Source organism: Rhodococcus sp. H29-C3, from assembly GCF_030063405.1.
GTDB lineage: Bacteria > Actinomycetota > Actinomycetes > Mycobacteriales > Mycobacteriaceae > Rhodococcoides.
The window spans coordinates 1-18,856 of the sequence record NZ_JASITC010000026.1; the positions used below are offsets into that span (position 1 = coordinate 1).

Below are 18,856 nucleotides of genomic sequence, written 5' to 3' on the forward strand. Positions count from 1 at the left end.
TCGATGTGGTGCGTGATCGGGTGGTGTCGGTGTTGCCGGGGCATATGGTTCCGTCGGCGTTCGTGGTGTTGGAGTCGATTCCGTTGACTCCGGCGGGCAAGTTGGATCGACGAGCACTACCCACGCCAGAGTTGCCCAGCATCGGCAGCGGGCGTGCACCACACAACGAGACGGAAGTAGCCATCGCGCGGGTGTTCGCAGAAGTGCTCAGTGTCGAAGCTATCGGCGTCGATGACAATTTCTTCGATCTCGGTGGCGATTCGCTCAGTGCCACTCGAGTGACGGCGCGCGTCAATGCTGCACTCGGCTCGAATATCAGTGTTCGCATGTTGTTCGAATCACCCACCGTTGCAACGCTTTCTACTCGCACAACAGATAGCGTCGTCGAGAGTTCGCGTCCTGTGTTGGGTGTGGTGGAGCGTCCGTCGGTGATTCCGTTGTCGCAGGCGCAGCGTCGGATGTGGTTCATCAATCAGTTCGATACGTCTTCGCCTGCGTACAATATTCCGCTTGCGGTGCGGTTGTCGGGTGCTCTCGATGTGGCTGCACTCGAGGCTGCGGTGGGGGATGTGTTGGCTCGTCATGAGTCGTTGCGGACTACTTTCCCGGTGGAGGGTGAGTTGCCGTGTCAGTTGATCGGGTCTGTTGCCGATGTGGTGGTGGAGTTGGCGGTTGTGGAGCTCGATGCGGATGGGTTGCAGGAGCGGATTCTTGCCGATGCGGGTGCGGGGTTCGATGTGACGGTGGATGTGCCGTTTCGGGCGTCGTTGTATCGGGTCGGTGTAGGTGAGTTCGTGTTGGCGATTGTGGTGCATCATATTGCTGCTGATGGTGCGTCGATGGCGCCGCTTGCTGCTGATGTGATGGTGGCGTACAGCGCTCGGGTTGCTGGCCAGGATCCGTTGTGGGAGCCGTTGGCGGTGCAGTATGTCGATTACACGTTGTGGCAGCGTGAGGTTCTCGGTAGTGAGGATGATCCGGAGTCTGTGCTGTCGCGTCAGTTGGCGTTTTGGTCTCAGGCGTTGGCGGATGTGCCGGATGTGTTGCCGTTGCCGATCGATCATCCACGCCCGAACCGGCAATCCAACAGAGGTGCTTCGGTCGCATTCGACATCGATGCAGCAACTCATGATCGCCTGATCGGACTCGCACGTGAGACTCGCTCGACGGTTTTCATGGTCGTACATGCAGCGTGGTCCATCCTCATGGCTCGTCTCAGTGGTACCGAGGACATCACTGTCGGTACTCCCATCGCCGGGCGCGGTGAAGCGGGCTTGGACAACCTCGTGGGCATGTTCGTCGGGACTCTCGTTCTGCGGACAGAGGTCTCCCCGCACGCGAGTTTCACCGAACTTCTCGCTGATACCCGCGCTGCAGATCTCGCTGCCTTCGACAACACCGACATCCCATTCGAGCGACTCGTCGACGCCCTGGCACCGACACGCTCCACCGATCACTCACCACTGTTCCAGGTCCTACTCGAGTTCCAGAACAACCAGAGCGCATACCTCGAATTGCCCGATCTCAGCGTCACGGCTCTCGAATTCGATGCTGGAGTCGCAAAGTTCGACCTGCAGTTGACGATGTCGGAGCGTTTCGACGAATCAGGTTCTCCCTCAGGGATGTCGGGTGCACTGACCTATGCCGTCGACCTGTTCGACGAGGACTCGGTGCAGAAGTTCACTGACAGATTCGTCGCAATCGTCGATGCTGTGACCGCAGACTCGACCGTTACGATCGGTGAGATCGAGATCGTGGACCCCGCCGAGACGGCTGCGATGCGGTCCGACTGGAATCACCCAGGAACACTGCCGTCGAGCGAGACCCTGACCGCTCGCTTCGAGGCTGCTGTTCGACGCTTCCCCGACTCCACGGCCGTCGTCGACGGTGAAGCCGGATATTCCTATGCACAACTCGATTCTCGCGCGAACCAGCTCGCTCGCCACCTGGTCTCGATCGGGGTAGGCCCGGAAAAGCTTGTAGCAGTTGCTATGCCGCGGACTGCTGAGTTGATCGTCGTACTGCTGGCGGTACTCAAGGCCGGCGGCGGGTATCTCCCCGTCGACGTCACCTATCCGGCAGACCGACTGGCATTCATGCTCGACGATGCTCAGCCCGTCTGTGTCGTCTCGACGACTCGGGACGTGGAATCGGTTCCCACCGACGCTCTCGCAACAGTGCTGATCGACGACACGGCAACCGTTGCGACTGTAGATTCGCTGTCACCGGAACCGTTGACTTCGAACGAGCGTGTCGGCGACGCCAGGCCGGATTCGGTCGCGTACGTCATCTATACATCGGGGAGCACCGGCCGCCCCAAGGGCGTTCAAGTTACGCATGCGACCGTCGCGACGCTCTTCCAGAACACCGTCGGTAAGTTCGGCTTCGACGAATCCGATGTGTGGACGATGTTCCACTCCTACGCTTTCGACTTCTCGGTGTGGGAGCTCTGGGGGCCGTTGCTGTACGGAGGCAAACTGGTCGTCGTCGACTACTACACTGCGCGCTCGCCGGAGCTGTTCCGTGAGTTACTGGCTGCCGAACAGGTCACCGTGCTCAATCAGACACCGACGGCGTTCTACCAATTCGCCGAGGCAGACCGTACGGCGCCTGCCGATTCCGATGCACTGGCGTTGCGCTACGTGATCTTCGGCGGCGAAGCACTCGATCTCGGGCAACTCGGTCGTTGGTATGACCGACATGCCGAGGATTCACCCGCTCTGGTGAATATGTACGGAATCACCGAAACCACCGTGCATGTCAGTTATCTGCCGCTCGACGAGGAGTTCGCCGCCTCTGCGTCCGCAAGCGTCATCGGGCAGGCTATCCCCGGATTGACTGTGTCCGTGCGTGATCGACGCTTGGGTCTGGTTCCTCCTGGCGTCACCGGCGAAATGTATGTGTCCGGTGCACAACTTTCACGCGGATACCTCGGTCGAACAGCTCTGACGTCGACGCGCTTCGTCGCGGACCCCGACAGCAGCGCCGGAACTCGGATGTATCGCACCGGTGACACCGCTCGGTGGAACCGTGCCGGCCAACTCGAGTACCTCGGCCGTAGTGACATGCAGATCCAGCTACATGGATTCCGAATCGAACTCGGTGAGATCGAGGCTGCGATGTCCAACTACGACGGCGTCGCTCAATCGGTGGTCTCGGTTCGCGACGACGGGGCAGGCGATCGTCTTGTCGGCTATGTCGTGCCGGAAGCGGGCCGGACCGTGGACACTTCGTCGATTCTGGAATTCGTCAGCGGGACGCTGACGTCGTACATGGTGCCCGCAGCAGTCATCGTCCTCGACGCGCTTCCGTTGACGGCCAACGGAAAACTCGATCGCCGAGCTCTGCCGGCACCGGACTTCGCCTCGAGTGTCACATTGAGCCGGGCCCCTGCGACGCCGATCGAAGAAAGCCTTGCATCGTTGTTCGCCGAGGTTCTCGGACTGGATGCAGTCGGAGTGGACGACTCGTTCTTCGCGCTCGGTGGCGACAGCATCATGTCGATCCAGCTGGTCTCGCGCGCCAAGGCAGCAGGGTTGGTCATCGCTCCGCGAGACGTGTTCGAGCGCAAGAGCGTTGCGGCACTGGCCGAGGTAGCTCGCCGCGCCGAGGACTCCGAAGTTGTGGTCCTCGAGGAGTTGCCGGGTGGTGGAGTCGGCGACCTTCCGCTGACCCCCGTCGTGCAGTGGATGCTCGAGCGCAGCGAAGAGTTCGGTCGATACACCCAGACTGCGCTGCTGCAACTGCCCACGCAGATCGAGCGGGAGATTCTCCACACCACTGTTCAGACCGTGCTGGACACCCACGACATGCTCCGTGCGCGCCTGTACCGGAACGATGACGGTGTCTGGTCGGAAACGGTGGAGCCGGTCGGGTCGGTAGAGGCTTCGTCGATCATCCACAGGGTCGACGTCGACTCGATCGAAGGATCAGAGTTCTCCACCTTAGCCGCGCTCGAATTGGACTCTGCCGCAGATCGTCTCGATCCGACGGTCGGTCGAATGATTCAGCTGGTCTGGTTCGCCGACGGCTCGGGCCGTGGTCGTCTTCTCATCGTCGCGCATCACCTGGTGATCGACGGGGTGTCCTGGCGCATCCTCGTGCCTGACCTGGCTTCGGCTTGGGCGCACGCAGTGGCCGGTACCGAACCCACACTGCCCGAGACCGGAACTTCGATGCGTCGATGGGCAACAGGCCTCGCCGAGGTCGCCGAGACGCGTACGGACGAGTTGCCGCTATGGCAGGGCATGCTCGCCGGAGCCGACGAGGTCATCGGTTCACGGGTCCTGGATCCGGCCGTGGACGTCGACGCCACCGTCGAACGCATCAGAGTGTCGTTGCCGACGACTGTCACCGAACATCTTCTGACGACACTCCCGGAGATATTCCATGGCAGCGTCAACGACGGACTGCTGACCGGTCTCGCTGTGGCACTAACTGCCTGGCGACGTGAGCAGGGCTCGACTGCGGACAATGCCCTTGTCACTTTGGAGGGCCATGGTCGTGAAGACGGCGTCGTGCCGGGTGCAGATCTCGGACGTACCGTCGGTTGGTTCACCTCTATCTTCCCGGTGCGGCTGGGTCTGACCGGAATCGATCTCGACGAGGTCCTCGAAGGAGGCCCCGCGGCCGGCGATGCCATCAAATCGGTGAAGGAACAGCTGCTGGCGATACCGGATCATGGCATCGGCTACGGCATGCTGCGGTATTTGACCGAGGAAGGAAGAACTGTCCTGGGCGGGTTCCCCCGTCCACAGGTCAGCTTCAACTACCTGGGGCGCTTCGCCACCGGTTCTTCGGAGAACCTGCAGGATGTCGGATGGATTCCGGTGTCGGACACAACGTTGGGCGACGCACAGAACCCGAACATGCCGGTTCCAGCTGTTCTGGACATCAACGCCGTCACGAACGCGACATCGACTGGCCCCGTTCTGGATGCCACTTTCGCCTATCCGGCCGGTGTTCTGGCCTCGCACGAGGTGGACCGACTGATCGAACTGTGGGTTGCGGCGCTGACCGCGTTGACGACGCACGCAACGACGTCGAATGCGGGTGGCTTCACGCCGTCGGATCTGGATTTGGTCGATATCGATCAGCCGGCCATCACCGAGCTCGAGGCACGCTTTCCTGCTCTCGACGATGTCTGGTCGATGTCGCCGTTGCAGGCCGGCCTGTTGTTCCACGCGCGGTTGGCCGGCGAGGTCGACCAGAGCGTCGACATCGGTGTCGACGCCTACATGGTGCAACTCGGGTTGGAGCTCCGCGGCATCGTGGACATCGCTCGAATGAAGGCTGCGGCGCAGACCTTGCTCGATCGCCACGCCAATCTTCGAACAGCGTTCGTACACAATGCAGACGGCGAATCCGTGCAGGTTGTTCAAACGGGGATTCGGGTTCCATGGAGCCACGTCGATCTGCGCGGCGAAACCGATAGCGACGCCGCTCTCGACCGTGTTCTCGAAACCGACCGCGCCACGCGATTCGCACTCGATCATGCTCCGCTGCTTCGATTTACGTTGATCACCAAGGCAGAGGGGGAGTGGCGTCTGTTGATGACCAACCACCACATCCTGCTCGACGGATGGTCGACACCTCTGCTGATCAAGGAACTGCTGACGCTCTACGCCACTGCGGGCGACGATACGATGTTGCCTCGCGTGCCCGCGTATCGTGACTACCTGGCGTGGATGCACACCCGCGACTCTTCGCTGTCCACTGCAGAATGGACGCGTGCTCTGGCAGGCGTCGAGGAACCCACGCTTCTCGCCGATGCAGATCGTGGCCGTCATCTCTCGACGACTTCGGTGGAGAGGTCTCGATCGTTGTCACTGGAGACCACTGCGGCGCTGCGAGACTTCTCGGCACAGCACGGATCGACGCTCAATACCATCGTCCAGAGCGCCTGGGGCGTGGTACTTGCCGCACTGACCGGTCGTAGCGACGTCGTCTTCGGCGCCACAGTGTCCGGCAGGCCGCCGGAAGTCAACGGAATCGAGTCGATGATCGGCCTGTTCATCAACACGTTGCCCGTGCGGATCACGCTCGACCCAGCCGAACCGATCGGTGACCTCATCGATCGTGTGCAGGTGGAACAGGCAGCATTGCTGGACCATCACTACCTGGGTCTGACCGATATTCAGCGCGCTGCAGGCCCGGGCGTTTCGTTCGACACCCTTACCGTCTTCGAGTCCTATCCGGTCGACCGCGCCGGTTTGTCGAAAGAGACCGATATCGCGGGAATGAAGGTGGCCGACGTCCTGGGTTCGGACGCCGCGCACTATCCGCTGACTCTTGTTGCGTCGGTCGATGATCGCCTTCACTTGAAGGCGAAATATCTGCCCGATCTCTTCACCGCCGAACAGATCGATCGCATCGTTGCTCGCGTCGAGCGGGTGCTCTATGCCGTACTCACCGACGATCGCAGCCCGTTGGCGCGGGTTCGCTTGCTCGACGACATCGAACACGCTTCCTTGGCTCCGGTCGTCGGCGCAGAAGGCGGCTCGAAGAGACTGTTGCCACACATTTTCGAGCAGGCAGCCGCACTCGATCCCGACCACATCGCACTTCGATTCGCCGACAGGACAATGACATACGGTGAACTGGATCGGCAGTCCACGCGACTGGCCAGACTGCTCCTGGCACGCGGCGTGTCCGCAGAATCGTTCGTAGCACTCGGTCTTTTTCGGTCGATCGAATCGGTCGTCTCCGTGTGGGCGGTCGCCAAGACAGGTGCCGCATTCGTCCCCGTGGATCCCGGGTACCCACGAGATCGTATCGACCACATGGTCAGTGACTCGGGTGCACAGTTCGGTCTGACGATGCGGGCCAATGTGCCCGGCCTCCCCGAGACGCTTGCCGGGGGCGGTGGCTGGACCGTTCTCGACGATGCACAGATAGCGACCGAACTCGACGAGTACGCGGTGTCACCTCTTCGCGAGGACGAGCGAGTCCACGGAATCCAGCTCGACAGCGTCGCTTACGCGATCTACACATCCGGTTCGACCGGCCTACCCAAGGGTGTTGTCGTAACGCATACAGGTCTCGACAATTTTGCAGCCGAGCAGTCCGAGCGATACGAGATCACCCCACAATCGAGGACTTTGCATGTTTCGTCACCGAGCTTCGATGCCTCGGTGCTCGAGTACCTACTGGCGTTCGGAATGGGCGCGACAATGGTCATCGTCCCGCCGACGGTCTACGGTGGCGAAGAGCTCACGAACATTCTCGCGTCCGAGAAAGTTACTCACGGATTCATCACCCCGGCAGTTCTCGCTTCGGTCGATCCTGCCGGCCTCGACTCGTTCCAGTACGTGGCCGTCGGAGGCGAGGCGGTTCCCGCTGAGCTGGTCGCAACCTGGGCACCCGGCCGTAATTTGTTCAACGGTTACGGCCCGACCGAGACCACCATCATGTCGAACATCAGCGACCCGCTGGACGCTGATTCCGCGCTGACTATTGGCGGTCCCATCCGCGCGGTGTACGAAGTCGTGCTCGACACCCGGATGCAGCCCGTTCCTGTCGGCGTGCCTGGTGAGTTGTACCTTGCAGGCGCAGGCCTGGCACGTGGTTACCACGCACGAGGAGCGTTGACTTCCGAACGCTTCGTCGCGAACCCGTTCGGGATGGCCGGCGCTCGTATGTACCGCACCGGGGACGTCGTTCGATGGACGCCCGAGCGCACCGTCGAATACATCGGGCGCAGCGATTTCCAGGTCAAGGTGCGCGGGTTCCGCATCGAGCTCGGCGAGATCGACGCCGTGCTCTCCACCCACCCAGCCGTTGACTTCGTTGCGACCGTAGGATCCGAATCGCCCTCGGGTGCAACAGTTCTGGTTGCTTATGTCCGGTCCGCTGACCGTTCTGCGGAGATCGACACCGCGGAACTGACGGCACATGCGTCGGCGAGCCTTCCCGGTCACATGGTGCCGTCACTTTTCGTGCAGCTTGCCGAGATACCGCTGACACCGGTCGGAAAATTGGACCGCCGTGCTTTGCCCGAACCCGAATTCGGTTCGGACACAAACGCATATATAGCGCCGCGGAACGCTCAAGAAACCACTGTTGCGACCGTCTTCGAGGAGACTCTCGGGATCGACCGCGTCGGTGCGCTCGACAGCTTCTTCGATCTAGGTGGAGACTCCTTGTCGGCCACCCGAGTGATCGCGCGCATCAATGCCGCGAGCGGTGCGGGACTGGGAGTTCGCGCAATCTTCGAAACGCCCACAGTCGCAGGATTGGCTGCGGCCATCGGTACGTCCTCGTCCTCGGGTGACCGCCCCGCCCTACGCGCTGTCGTTCGCCCCGAGCGGATCCCGCTGTCGCTGGCACAACAGCGCATGTGGTTCATCAACACGTTCGATCCGAGCTCGCCCGCGTACAACGTGCCGCTGGTGGTGCGCTTGACCGGACAACTCGACCTCGACGCACTCGAACTGGCCGTCGCGGACCTGCTCGAACGGCACGAATCCCTGCGGACGACGTTCCCGTCCGACGGTGTCATGCCCGAACAACGGATCCACCGGACCGAAGACGTCGTTCCTGCTGTTTCGGTGGTGTCCATTGCCGATGGCGACCTTCGTGATGCCATCGGCACTATCGCCGGGACCGGATTCGACGTCACTACCGAGATCCCGATTCGTCTTGCGCTGTACCGAATCGAGTCCTCGGTCGAACCCACGCACGTCCTTGCCGTCGTGGTGCACCACATCGCGGCCGATGGAGCCTCGATGGCCCCGCTCGCCCGCGATGTGATGATCGCCTACTCGGCTCGGACTGCCTCGAGTGCGCCCGCATGGGCACCGTTGCCCGTGCAGTACGCGGACTACACGCTCTGGCAGCGCGAACTACTCGGAGACGAGAAGGACTCTGCCAGCATCGCCAGCGGACAATTGGATTTCTGGCGCACCGCACTCCAGGGAGTGCCCGACCTGCTTCCGCTGCCGACGGATCGTCCACGGCCGAACTTGCAGGACTTCTGCGGTGGACGCGTCGTGTTCTCCATCGACAAGGACGTGCATCGGCGCATAACGGAATTCGTCCGCGAGCGGAACGCCACTATGTTCATGGTCGTGCACGGTGCGTTTGCCGCGACCCTCGCCCGCCTCAGCGGAACAGAGGATATCGCTATCACCACTCCGGTGGCAGGCAGAGGTGAAGCGGCACTCGACGACTTGATCGGCATGTTCGTCAATACTCTCGTACTTCGGACTGTCGTCGATGGCGCCGAATCGTTCGAGTCGCTGCTCGGTCGTGTGGTCGATGCCGATCTCGAAGCTTTCGGCCACACCGAGATCCCGTTCGAGCGCGTCGTCGAAGTACTGAATCCGGCACGGTCGACGGCGTACTCACCGTTGTCTCAGGTCGCGTTGTCATTCCAGAACAACACCAAGGCACGGCTCGAACTACCCTCGCTGACCGTCGAAGGATTCGACTTCGATGTTCCTGTCGCGAAACAGGACTTGCAGTTGCTGCTTTCGGAGACATTCGACGAGTCCGGGCAGCCGGCGGGAATCGAAGCTGCATTCGACTTTGCGACATCGCTGTTCGATCCCGCCACGGTCGAGTCCTTCGCCGATCGCTTCGTTCGGATACTGGATTCGGTCACCCTCGACCCCACGTCACCGATCGGTGACGTGGACGTACTCGAGCCCGAGGAGCGCGAAAAGTTTGCTCCGGCACGCGGTGATGACGGTGTGCAGGAGCAGACCTGGCCGCAGATGCTCACGACAGAGGCATCGCTGAATCCGGACGGTATCGCGTTGGAATTTCGGGATACCAGCCTCTCGTACCGAGACCTGGACGACCTGTCGACGCGTATCGCGCGCATGTTGATCGACTTCGGCCTGGGCCCCGAGTCGTTCGTCGCGCTTGCCCTACCGAGATCGATCGAATCGGTCGTGTCGATGTGGGCGGTGACCAAATCCGGTGCGGCCTTCCTACCGGTAGATCCGAACTATCCTTCCGATCGCATCGCTCATATGCTGACCGACTCGAAAGCACCGATCGGTATCACTGTCGCCGAATACCGTGACCAACTTCCCGACACTATCCCGTGGCTCGTCATCGACGATCCCGATATCGTCGATGATGCACAGCGTTATCCGACCGAGGAGGTCACCGACGCCGATAGGACGTCTACCCTGCAGCTCGATCATCCTGCCTACCTGATCTACACCTCGGGCTCGACAGGACGACCCAAAGGCGTTGCCGTGCGGCACCGTGGTCTGGCCAATCTGGAAAAGGAGGTCACGCACCGGTTCCATCCGACTATGAAGTCGCGGGTCTCCCATATCGCGTCCCCGAGCTTCGATGCCTCGATCTACGAACTCATGATGGCCTTCGGTGTGGGAGCCACTGTCGTCATCGCTCCGCCCGGGATCTTCGGCGGTGACGATCTTGCAGATCTGCTCGAGCAGTCCGGCGTCACGCATGCTTTTCTCACCCCGGCTGCGCTGTCCTCCATCGACGGCGACCGGCTTACCGACGTCGGCGTTCTCGCAGTCGGCGGAGAGGCGTGTACGTCCGAACTCATCGCTCGGTGGGCACCCGGCAGAAAAATGTTCAACGGTTACGGACCGACCGAGACTTCCATCCAAGCAAGCGTGGGTGGGCCACTCGTCCCCGGTCAGGTCATCGATGTGGGACAGCCCGCCATCGGCTTCCGTTACCTGGTCCTCGACGCACGCCTGCGTCCAGTTCCGGCGGGAGTGGCAGGAGAGCTCTACATTGCCGGACCTGGAACTGCTCGCGGCTACCTTTCTCGTTTCGCCTTGACGTCGGAACGGTTCGTTGCAGATCCGTTCGGTGAACCGGGCGAACGGATGTATCGCACGGGAGACGTGGTTCGGTGGACTGTCGACCACACGATCGAATTCGTCGGGCGCAGCGATTTCCAAGTCAAGGTTCGTGGGTTCCGAATCGAACTCGGCGAAATCGACGCCGCTCTCACCGCGCACGACGCCGTCGTGTTCGCGGCGACCATCGGTCATACCGCGCCGTCCGGCGACACCGTCCTGGTGTCGTACATTCGGATTGCCGATGGGCGCTCGGTCCCTACGACCACGCTGACCGAGTTCGTCGGTGAAACGCTTCCGCGGCACATGGTCCCAACCGCAATCGTGGTCCTCGACGAGATTCCGCTGACTCCCGTCGGTAAGTTGGACCGTCGAGCGTTGCCGGTACCGGAATTGACGGGAGCGACAGTCGCCTATCGGGCGCCGTCGTCGGCGACCGAAGCCTCTGTCATCGAGGTCTTCACCGAGATTCTCGGAGTCGAGACCATCGGTGTCGACGACAACTTCTTCGATCTCGGAGGTACGTCGTTGGTGGCAACACGCGTCGTACCTGCCCTGGAGACTGCGACGGGTGTGCGCGTGCCGTTGCAGGCCCTTTTCCTCGACCCGACCGCGGCTGGGCTCGCCGCCCGAATCGATTCCACGGAAAGCGAGCCGTCTCCTCTGGACAGTGCCTTCGGCGTCGTGATTCCGTTGCGCGGGCAGGGGAGTGGAACACCCCTGTTCTGTGTTCACCCCGGCATCGGACTGTCGTGGGGTTACTCCGGAATTGTTCGTCACCTCGCGGCCGATCGACCTGTGTACGGTCTTCAGCTTCCGAGTATCTCCGAAGGCGGTGCCTTCGAGTCGATTCAGGCTCTCGCACACCGCTACGTCGAGGAGATCCGCGCAGTCCAGCCGGTCGGTCCGTACAACCTGCTCGGGTGGTCACTCGGCGGCGCCATCGCTCACGCGGTCGCGGTCGAACTCCGTCATGACGGATCCATCGTCGAGTCGTTGACGATTCTGGACAGCTACGTCCTCGAACCCGCCGAGGCGGTCGAAGGTCGACTTAGCGTCGAGGAGTTGCTCGCCGGTCTCGGCCTCGATGTCGGGAACCAGGAATCGGACGGAGCGCTGACCTACGAGAGCGCGGTTGAACTTCTGAACGAATCCTTCGGCCAGAACACCGGTGTGACTCCGCAGCATCTGGAACGGATCAACGACGGATTCGGTAACTCGACGACAATCATGAACCGCTTCGTGCCCGATGTCTTCGATGGCAACGTTCTGTTCTTCTCCGCAGCACAGGGCTCCGGCGATGGAGTTTCTCGCGACCCGGCGCAATGGAATGAATTCGTGACCGGAAAAGTCCGAATTCATGAGATCGACTGCGCCCACAATCAGATGATCGAACCGCAGGTGCTCGCGGAAATCGGCACAGTATTGGAAAGCTATCTCGATGAAAACCTGTATTGAGCACATGAATCGGGTGGTAACGAATACCATCGCAGAGACAAAACGAACAATTCGTCGAACTACGGTCTGGGGATGCCTGTGAAGCGGATCAAGTCAGTAACGGCAACAGTTGCTGCGGTGCTTGTTACGACATCGGTGACAATTGTGATCGGTGGCGGCACGGCGTCTGCCGATCCGGTCGCAGCGAACGAAACAGTGAATTACCAGACGTCCGTTCTACCGGATGGAGCAGTCAGTACAATTCTCGACTCAGGCGCGTTTCGTCTCGACGCAACTGCTGAGCAAGTTCAGGTGATCGGTGCATCCGGTAACGTCCTGGCCGCCTTGCCATTGACGTACACCGTCAACGGTACGTCGTATTCGATAGCGCCCGCCGTACTCGGCAGTCGAGAGTTGTTGCTGACGCCACAACCGGCAGCGTCGCTCGTGACCGACGTGGCGGGCCCGGTCACCAAGCAAGCGGCACTCGATAATGCTCTGAATCAGATCGCCATCGGCTACACCAATGGTGGCGCAATCGGTACCGCTGTGGGCGCTGCACTCGGATTCGCCATCGGATGCGTTTCGATCTTTCCGAACTTCATTTCCGGGTGCATCATCGGAACTGTCATCGGCGTGGTGGCGGGATCGATCATCGGAACGCTCAATGCCAATCCACAGGTTCAACCAGCGGTGTTCGAGTACTTCGCTACTCCCTGACCGAGCCGACGCCTGAGGGGCGGAACAGCTAGCTTCGTCCCTCAGGCCGGCGGCCCAGCGCCCGCCGCATCGAGACTGCTTTGACCATCGTTTCTTCGAACTCCTCTTCCGGGTCCGACAGAGCAACGATGGCGCCTCCGACGCCGAACGTGACCTCGTGCTCGGTGGAGACGATGGTTCGAATGACGATCGAGAAGTCGGCGGTACCCGTCACCGACAAGTATCCGATTGCTCCCGAATAAACACCGCGCGGACCATCTTCCAGCTTGTCGATTATTGCCATCGTTCGAATTTTTGGCGCTCCAGTCATGGAGCCACCGGGAAATGCAGCGCTGACACAGTCGACGGCAGAGGCATCTTCGCGTAGTCGACCTCGCACTGTGGACACCAATTGGTGTACGGGGGCGTACGTTTCGACGTCGAACAATTTGGGGACATGCACCGAGCCCGGGATGCACACGCGGGCAAGATCATTGCGGACAAGGTCGACAATCATCAGGTTTTCGGCCTTGTCCTTCTCGTTGTCGAGAAGATCCGCTCGGAGTTCGGCGTCCTGTTCGGGGCTTTCACCGCGCGGACGCGTCCCCTTGATCGGCTTCGATTCGACGATTCGTTCGGCATCGATACGCAGGAACCGCTCCGGTGATGCGCTCGACACCGACAGATCAGCGAAGCCCAGAAATGCGCTGTAGGGCGTGGGGTTGATTTCACGCAGATAGGAATAGGTATCGAGCGCGTTGATCGGACCGGGGAACGTCGCGGTATTGGTAAGGCACACTTCGTATGTCTCTCCCGACCGGATTTCGGCCAGACACTGTTCGATCAGGTCTAGGTACTTCGCATGGTTGTGGCGAAGGGGCAACTCGTTCTGAACAAGTGGAGCGATCAGCGCCTGTGTGTCCGGAACCTGCTTGTCCTCGTGTTCGAGTGATCTCAATGCGCGCTCGACCGATGCGAACCACGTCGCAGTCTCCGTCTCCGCTCGATCCCGGACCAGGGCCATGACGTAGCACTGCCGTCCCACATGGTCGAATACTACGGCGCGATCAGCGAAAACCATCGAGGCGTCCGGAGTCGGTGCGGTATGAACAAGCTGTCCACCGACGTCGGCTTTGAGTTCGTAGCCTAAATATCCGACGTAGCCGAGTCCGAATGCAAAGGGTAAGTGCTCGAGTGGGGGAGTTGCACGATCACGCAGCTGGCGGTCGAGGTACGCGAAGAAGGTCGAATCGATGGTTTCCACCGATCCATCACTGCTTTCAACTCTGACCTGTCCCTCGGCTACTCGGTACGTGACGTACTCCGCTAGCGGACCAGAGCAGTCTCCCATGATGGTGAACTGTGAATTCGGCTCGACCGCGGCACTGCCGTCCAGCCAGAAGCTGTTGGGTCCACTTGCGAACAGCGCAGAGAACGCTCGCTCGGTATCGAATTCGCCGTCTATGCAGAGAGTTTCGATCGAGTACGGAGATCGACGTGGAATGCCGGTCGATGCTCGGGGCTTGCGAGCCACCGTGAGATCCCGAAAGTTTGCCAGCAGTTCGCGACCGTAATCGGTACTGATCGACTCTGGATGGAATTGCACTCCCCAGATCGGTTTGGTGCGGTGCCGAACAGCCATTACCAAGCCATCATGGGTCCACGCGAAGGCTTCGAGTTCGTCGGGCACTTCCACTGCCAGCAATGAGTGATATCGCACTACCGAATACGGTGACGGAATTCCCTCGAACAGATCGTCGCCAGTATGGACAATTTCCGAAATTCGACCGTGCATCGGCGTGGGTGCAAGATCGACCACGCCGCCGAACAGGTGACATATCGCCTGATGACCCAGGCACACACCGAGTATCGGCAGCTCGCCTTCTTCGATAGCGCGCGCACTGATTCCGAGATCGTGCGCGGTCGTAGGACGCCCAGGCCCCGGAGACACTACGACATTGTCGAAGGTTCCGAAGTCGATGGACTCCCAGGGCACGTCATTCTTGACGACCACAGGTGGCACGCCGTTCACCTCTGCCAACAGGCTGCAGAGGTTATAGGTGAACGAGTCGTAATTGTCTATGAGCAACGTGCGAACAGCCATGTCCATCACCTATCGATGCTGCGCGTCGGACGCGGCGCGCTGGGTGGGGGAATCCGAGTCGATGATGAGGTCTTCGACACGGCATGCCTCTGCGATCAACAACTTGTACACCGAGGTGAGAAAGTGCTCCGACAGATCATTGCTACGCGCGAATTCGCGGGCTCTTTCCTGAACGACCCCGACGCGGCCCGGTTGCATCATCGGTATTTCGAACTCACGCTTGACCTCCGCGACACGCACGCAGATATCGATCCGGTCACGAATCGAATCCATAAGACAGCGATCGACCGCGTCCAATTCCTCGCGCAGAGAGCTCAAAAGATTTTCGGAATCCCCGTACACCTGATGCCGCCCCTCTCGCTCTGCCGTGGATACCGCGTCCGAGTTCGAATGCAGCGTTTCCACCTACCGCGTCGACATATACATCGACAGTGATCCTCGAGCTGTTACCCCTGCGCCATACCGACGATGCCTTACGGTCCGCAGTCCTGACGACCGCGCGTGGCGATAGAACTCAGTATGGCTCAGAGCACAATACTTTCATTGCACGGCGGAGTTGGGACGGCGTCCGCGAAGAAATTGTTCATTCGTCGTCGATTCGAAATACGTGCTTCTCGAAAACAAACCCACGGTAGGAAGCGTGACAAAAAAATGCGCCGAACGAATGTTTCCATTCGTTCGGCGCAAGCAGAGTTACTTCATGTCGGTCGAGCGCCCGTGCACTCGACATCAAGAAATCAGGCGCCGCGGCGCTTGACCTTCAGTAGGTCCATACGTTCCTTGAGAAGCTCTTCGAGCTCTTCCACGGACCGGCGCTCGAGGAGCATGTCCCAGTGAGTACGCGGAGGCTTTACCTTTTTGGCCTCCGGTGCCGTTCCTTCGAGGAGCGAACCCTCGAGGCCGTTCTTGCACGCCCAAGTGCCGGGAATCTCGGCTTCGTCGGCGAACGGGATGTCGAACTCTTCACCGTTGTCACAGCGATACCGGGCAACCCGGCGAGGCGCGAGATCATGATCGCGGTCGGTCTCGTAGCTCACAGCACCGAGACGGCTACCCCGTAGTACGCGGTCTGCCATTGTGAAGTCCTCTCCTCATAGTGCATGCGATTTTGCACGGGGCTGGTGATGCCCTCACGCAACTCACAAATATGTCAACGTCTGTACCGCGTCGTTCGTTCCCGTATCGACACGCGAGAAGTCTCTGTCGGCGCCAGTCCGTGGTCATTCTACCGTCCCGCACCGTTAGGCTCTGTACATGCCGGTGTCGTCTCGTCGAGTTCATGCGTGCGCATGGTGCGGACGCGAGGTCGCGGACTCGGGAATGGGTCGGCGGAGGCGGTATTGCCGTCAGTCGTGCCGGCAGCGGGCATACGAGCACCGGAGTGCAGTCAAGGGCACATCCATCCCGGCAGATGCCATCGTATTGTCGGCCGACGAGGCGTCAGCATTGATCGACCGCACGTTCGAGGTCAGATGTGCCGCCGAAGACGTCGCGATTGCCGTGCAAGAAGGTGCGTCAGCGGAAGAACTTGCCCAACTGTGCGTCGAACTCCTGGCCAGAGCAAAAGACGCCGAACGGCTGCGATAGGGCTCACCAGGCCAGTTGGTTCGTCGATTCGGACACTTCGGACCAAGATGTGGACAATGGAGTCGATCGCGCGAACGGCGCGACGCCGAACGAAGGAGATCCATGGCTTTCTGGGACCAACTCAAATCGAAGGCCCAAGAGCTGAACGGGCAGTTGCAGACCAAGACCGTCCAGTTCAAGAACAAAGAATTCGCAAACGGCAGCATGGCGATGTGCGCTCTCATCGCCGCAGCGGATGGCACCATAGATCCGGCCGAACGGCAGAAGACAGCATCACTCATTGCCAGCAACGAAGCCTTGAAGGTCTTCCCTGCCGACGAACTGCGACAGAAGTTCGACTGGTATTGCGACAAGCTGAATGGTGACTTCGACTTCGGCAAAGTGGAAGCCACTGCGACCATCGGCAAGTTGAAGACCAAGCCGGAACAAGCTCGAGCAGTCATCCAGATCGGTATCATCATCGGTGGCGCAGACGGACTGTTCGATGACCATGAGAAGAACGCCGTGCGCAACGCGTGCTTCGCCGTCGGTATAGATCCGGCCGAGTTCGAACTCTGACTCACTTACCCGCGGTACCGACCGATCTCGGTACCGCGGGTTACGCAGTCACGAGTTCACTCGGCTGGGGCCGGGAATCGCTGAATCCACGGTTGCGCTTCCTCGAGCTGAGCCGCGAGCCGAAGTAGTTCGCCATCGGATCCCAGTCGCCCGACGAACTGCACACCCATTGGCAGCCCGTCCTCGGTCCAGTGCAGAGGAACGCTGATCGCGGGGCGGCCGGTGAGATTGGCCAACTGGGTATAGGGGACCCACCCGAGGCTGTCCTCGATGACGTCGTCCAGCACTCCGCTGAGTGCCATGAGTTTTCCACCGCGAACCTTGCTGACCAGGCGAGCGGTTCGCTGCAACATCGACGAGGTGGAGGTGGCGCCTACTCGCAGAGGGGGAGTGGCCAATGTCGGTGTCAACAGGTAGTCGAAACGCTCGTGAAAAGTGCTGAGCGAACGGATATGCGACGTCGTTCGTTCCAACGCCTCGATCGGGGCCAGCGAACCACTCGAACGACCGAACTCGGCAATTGCCACAGTGTCAGCCTCGAAATCGGAATCGCTTGCGCCGGTACGTCTTTTGATATCCGCAATCTGCGCGTGCACCTGAGCGAACCAGATCGTCAGGAAATCGCGCGAGAGCGCCCAGTCGTCATAGGGCGGCGTTACCTGCTCGACGTGGTGCCCCAAGCCGACGAGCAGTTCGGCGGTACGCTCCACCGCCTCTACAGCCTCACGATGCGGTTCCGGATTGACCGCCGAGGACGAGGACCAACCTATCCGGAGCGGGGCTGGGGGTCGGCCGAGATCCTTAGAGAATGGTCGAGAGGGAAATGCAGCTTCGTAGTGCGAGTTCGGATCAGGGCCGACAATTGCGTCGTACAGGACAGCGCTGTCGCGCACAGTTCTGCTGACCACGCCCTGCGTCACCATTCCGAACATGATCTCCCCGGTCTGCGGACCGTAAGGGGAAAGCCCTCGACTGAGCTTGAGGCCGACGAGACCGTTGCACGCCGCGGGGATCCGAATCGAACCGCCACCGTCGTTGGCTCCGGCTGCAGGAACAATCCCAGCCGCCACGGCCGCGCCGGATCCACCCGAAGAGCCGCCGGGCGTGCGAGAGAGATTCCACGGGTTGCGGGCGGCTCCCCAATAGTCCGGTTCGGTGACACCCTTCGCGCCCAACTCCGGGGTGTTGGTCTTCCCGAAGATCACCAGCCCTGCGTCGAGAAACCGTTGTGTCACGAGGGCGTGATCGGTAGCGACGTGCTGAGCCAAGGATCGCGAACCGTACGACGTCGGATATCCCTTGTACTCCTGGAGAAGATCCTTGATCAGAAACGGCACACCAGCGAGGGGTCCGCCGAGCGACGCGTCGTCGGCCCGCGCGTCCGCCGCGTCCAACGTCGACACGATCGCGTTCAGCCTGCCGTTCACCTCGGCTGCTCGCTCACGTGCGAGATCGAGTAGTTCGCGCGCAGTGACCTGCCGGTTGCCGACTGCCTCAGCCAACGACACGGCATCCATGGACATGTATTCGCCGAGCTTCATCCGCAGATGTTAACCTCGGGCTTTCACGCGAATTGAGCTCGACCGAGTGTCAGTTCAGAGGAATGGTGCCCTGAACTGGGAAGATTGAACTTGCGAAGGTAACAATCCAGCGAGTTCGAGAGGCACCATTCCGGTGA

Annotated in this window: 8 protein-coding genes; 4 read left to right on the plus strand and 4 right to left on the minus strand. The window is 60.7% G+C overall.

The window, feature by feature from the left end:
• Both QMK32_RS24145 and QMK32_RS24150 read left to right on the plus strand, forming a co-directional pair.
• Window positions 1-12,251 (plus strand): amino acid adenylation domain-containing protein (locus QMK32_RS24145; RefSeq protein ID WP_502943756.1); only part of this gene is annotated, 12,251 nt, incomplete at its 5' end.
• 72 nt (window positions 12,252-12,323) lie between these two features.
• Complete coding sequence (locus QMK32_RS24150) at window positions 12,324-12,950, plus strand: DUF8020 domain-containing protein (protein WP_283478059.1); 627 nt, start codon at window positions 12,324-12,326, stop codon at window positions 12,948-12,950.
• A 28-nt stretch (window positions 12,951-12,978) separates the two neighbouring features.
• Here the strand turns inward: QMK32_RS24150 and pabB are convergent, their stop codons facing one another.
• From pabB to QMK32_RS24165, 3 genes are all read right to left on the minus strand, one after another.
• Window positions 12,979-15,033, minus strand: coding sequence for an aminodeoxychorismate synthase component I (gene pabB, locus QMK32_RS24155; RefSeq protein WP_283478061.1), 2,055 nt, complete (start codon window positions 15,031-15,033; stop codon window positions 12,979-12,981).
• A 9-nt stretch (window positions 15,034-15,042) separates the two neighbouring features.
• Window positions 15,043-15,375, minus strand: coding sequence for a chorismate mutase (locus QMK32_RS24160; RefSeq protein ID WP_283478065.1), 333 nt, complete (start codon window positions 15,373-15,375; stop codon window positions 15,043-15,045).
• A 395-nt stretch (window positions 15,376-15,770) separates the two neighbouring features.
• The gene (locus QMK32_RS24165) at window positions 15,771-16,109 is read right to left on the minus strand and encodes an RNA polymerase-binding protein RbpA (RefSeq protein WP_084345141.1); all 339 of its coding nucleotides are present in this window, start codon (window positions 16,107-16,109) and stop codon (window positions 15,771-15,773) included.
• 178 nt (window positions 16,110-16,287) lie between these two features.
• Between QMK32_RS24165 and QMK32_RS24170 the strand changes: the two genes are divergently transcribed.
• Both QMK32_RS24170 and QMK32_RS24175 read left to right on the plus strand, forming a co-directional pair.
• Window positions 16,288-16,620 (plus strand): hypothetical protein, encoded by a 333-nt coding sequence (locus QMK32_RS24170; protein ID WP_283478063.1) that lies wholly within the window; start codon window positions 16,288-16,290, stop codon window positions 16,618-16,620.
• A 102-nt stretch (window positions 16,621-16,722) separates the two neighbouring features.
• Window positions 16,723-17,178, plus strand: coding sequence for a tellurite resistance TerB family protein (locus QMK32_RS24175; protein WP_084345139.1), 456 nt, complete (start codon window positions 16,723-16,725; stop codon window positions 17,176-17,178).
• Between the two features lie 56 nt (window positions 17,179-17,234).
• Here QMK32_RS24175 and QMK32_RS24180 read toward each other — a convergent pair whose 3' ends face one another.
• Window positions 17,235-18,719 (minus strand): amidase, encoded by a 1,485-nt coding sequence (locus tag QMK32_RS24180; RefSeq protein ID WP_283478064.1) that lies wholly within the window; start codon window positions 18,717-18,719, stop codon window positions 17,235-17,237.
• Window positions 18,720-18,856 lie beyond the last annotated feature (137 nt).

Coding starts and splice junctions, on each gene's coding strand:
- QMK32_RS24150 (WP_283478059.1), top strand. CDS start 12,324: ATGCCTGTGAAGCGGATCAAGTCAGTAACGGCAACAGTTGCTGCGGTG.
- pabB (WP_283478061.1), bottom strand. CDS start 15,033: ATGGCTGTTCGCACGTTGCTCATAGACAATTACGACTCGTTCACCTAT.
- QMK32_RS24165 (WP_084345141.1), bottom strand. CDS start 16,109: ATGGCAGACCGCGTACTACGGGGTAGCCGTCTCGGTGCTGTGAGCTAC.
- QMK32_RS24170 (WP_283478063.1), top strand. CDS start 16,288: ATGCCGGTGTCGTCTCGTCGAGTTCATGCGTGCGCATGGTGCGGACGC.
- QMK32_RS24175 (WP_084345139.1), top strand. CDS start 16,723: ATGGCTTTCTGGGACCAACTCAAATCGAAGGCCCAAGAGCTGAACGGG.
- QMK32_RS24180 (WP_283478064.1), bottom strand. CDS start 18,719: ATGAAGCTCGGCGAATACATGTCCATGGATGCCGTGTCGTTGGCTGAG.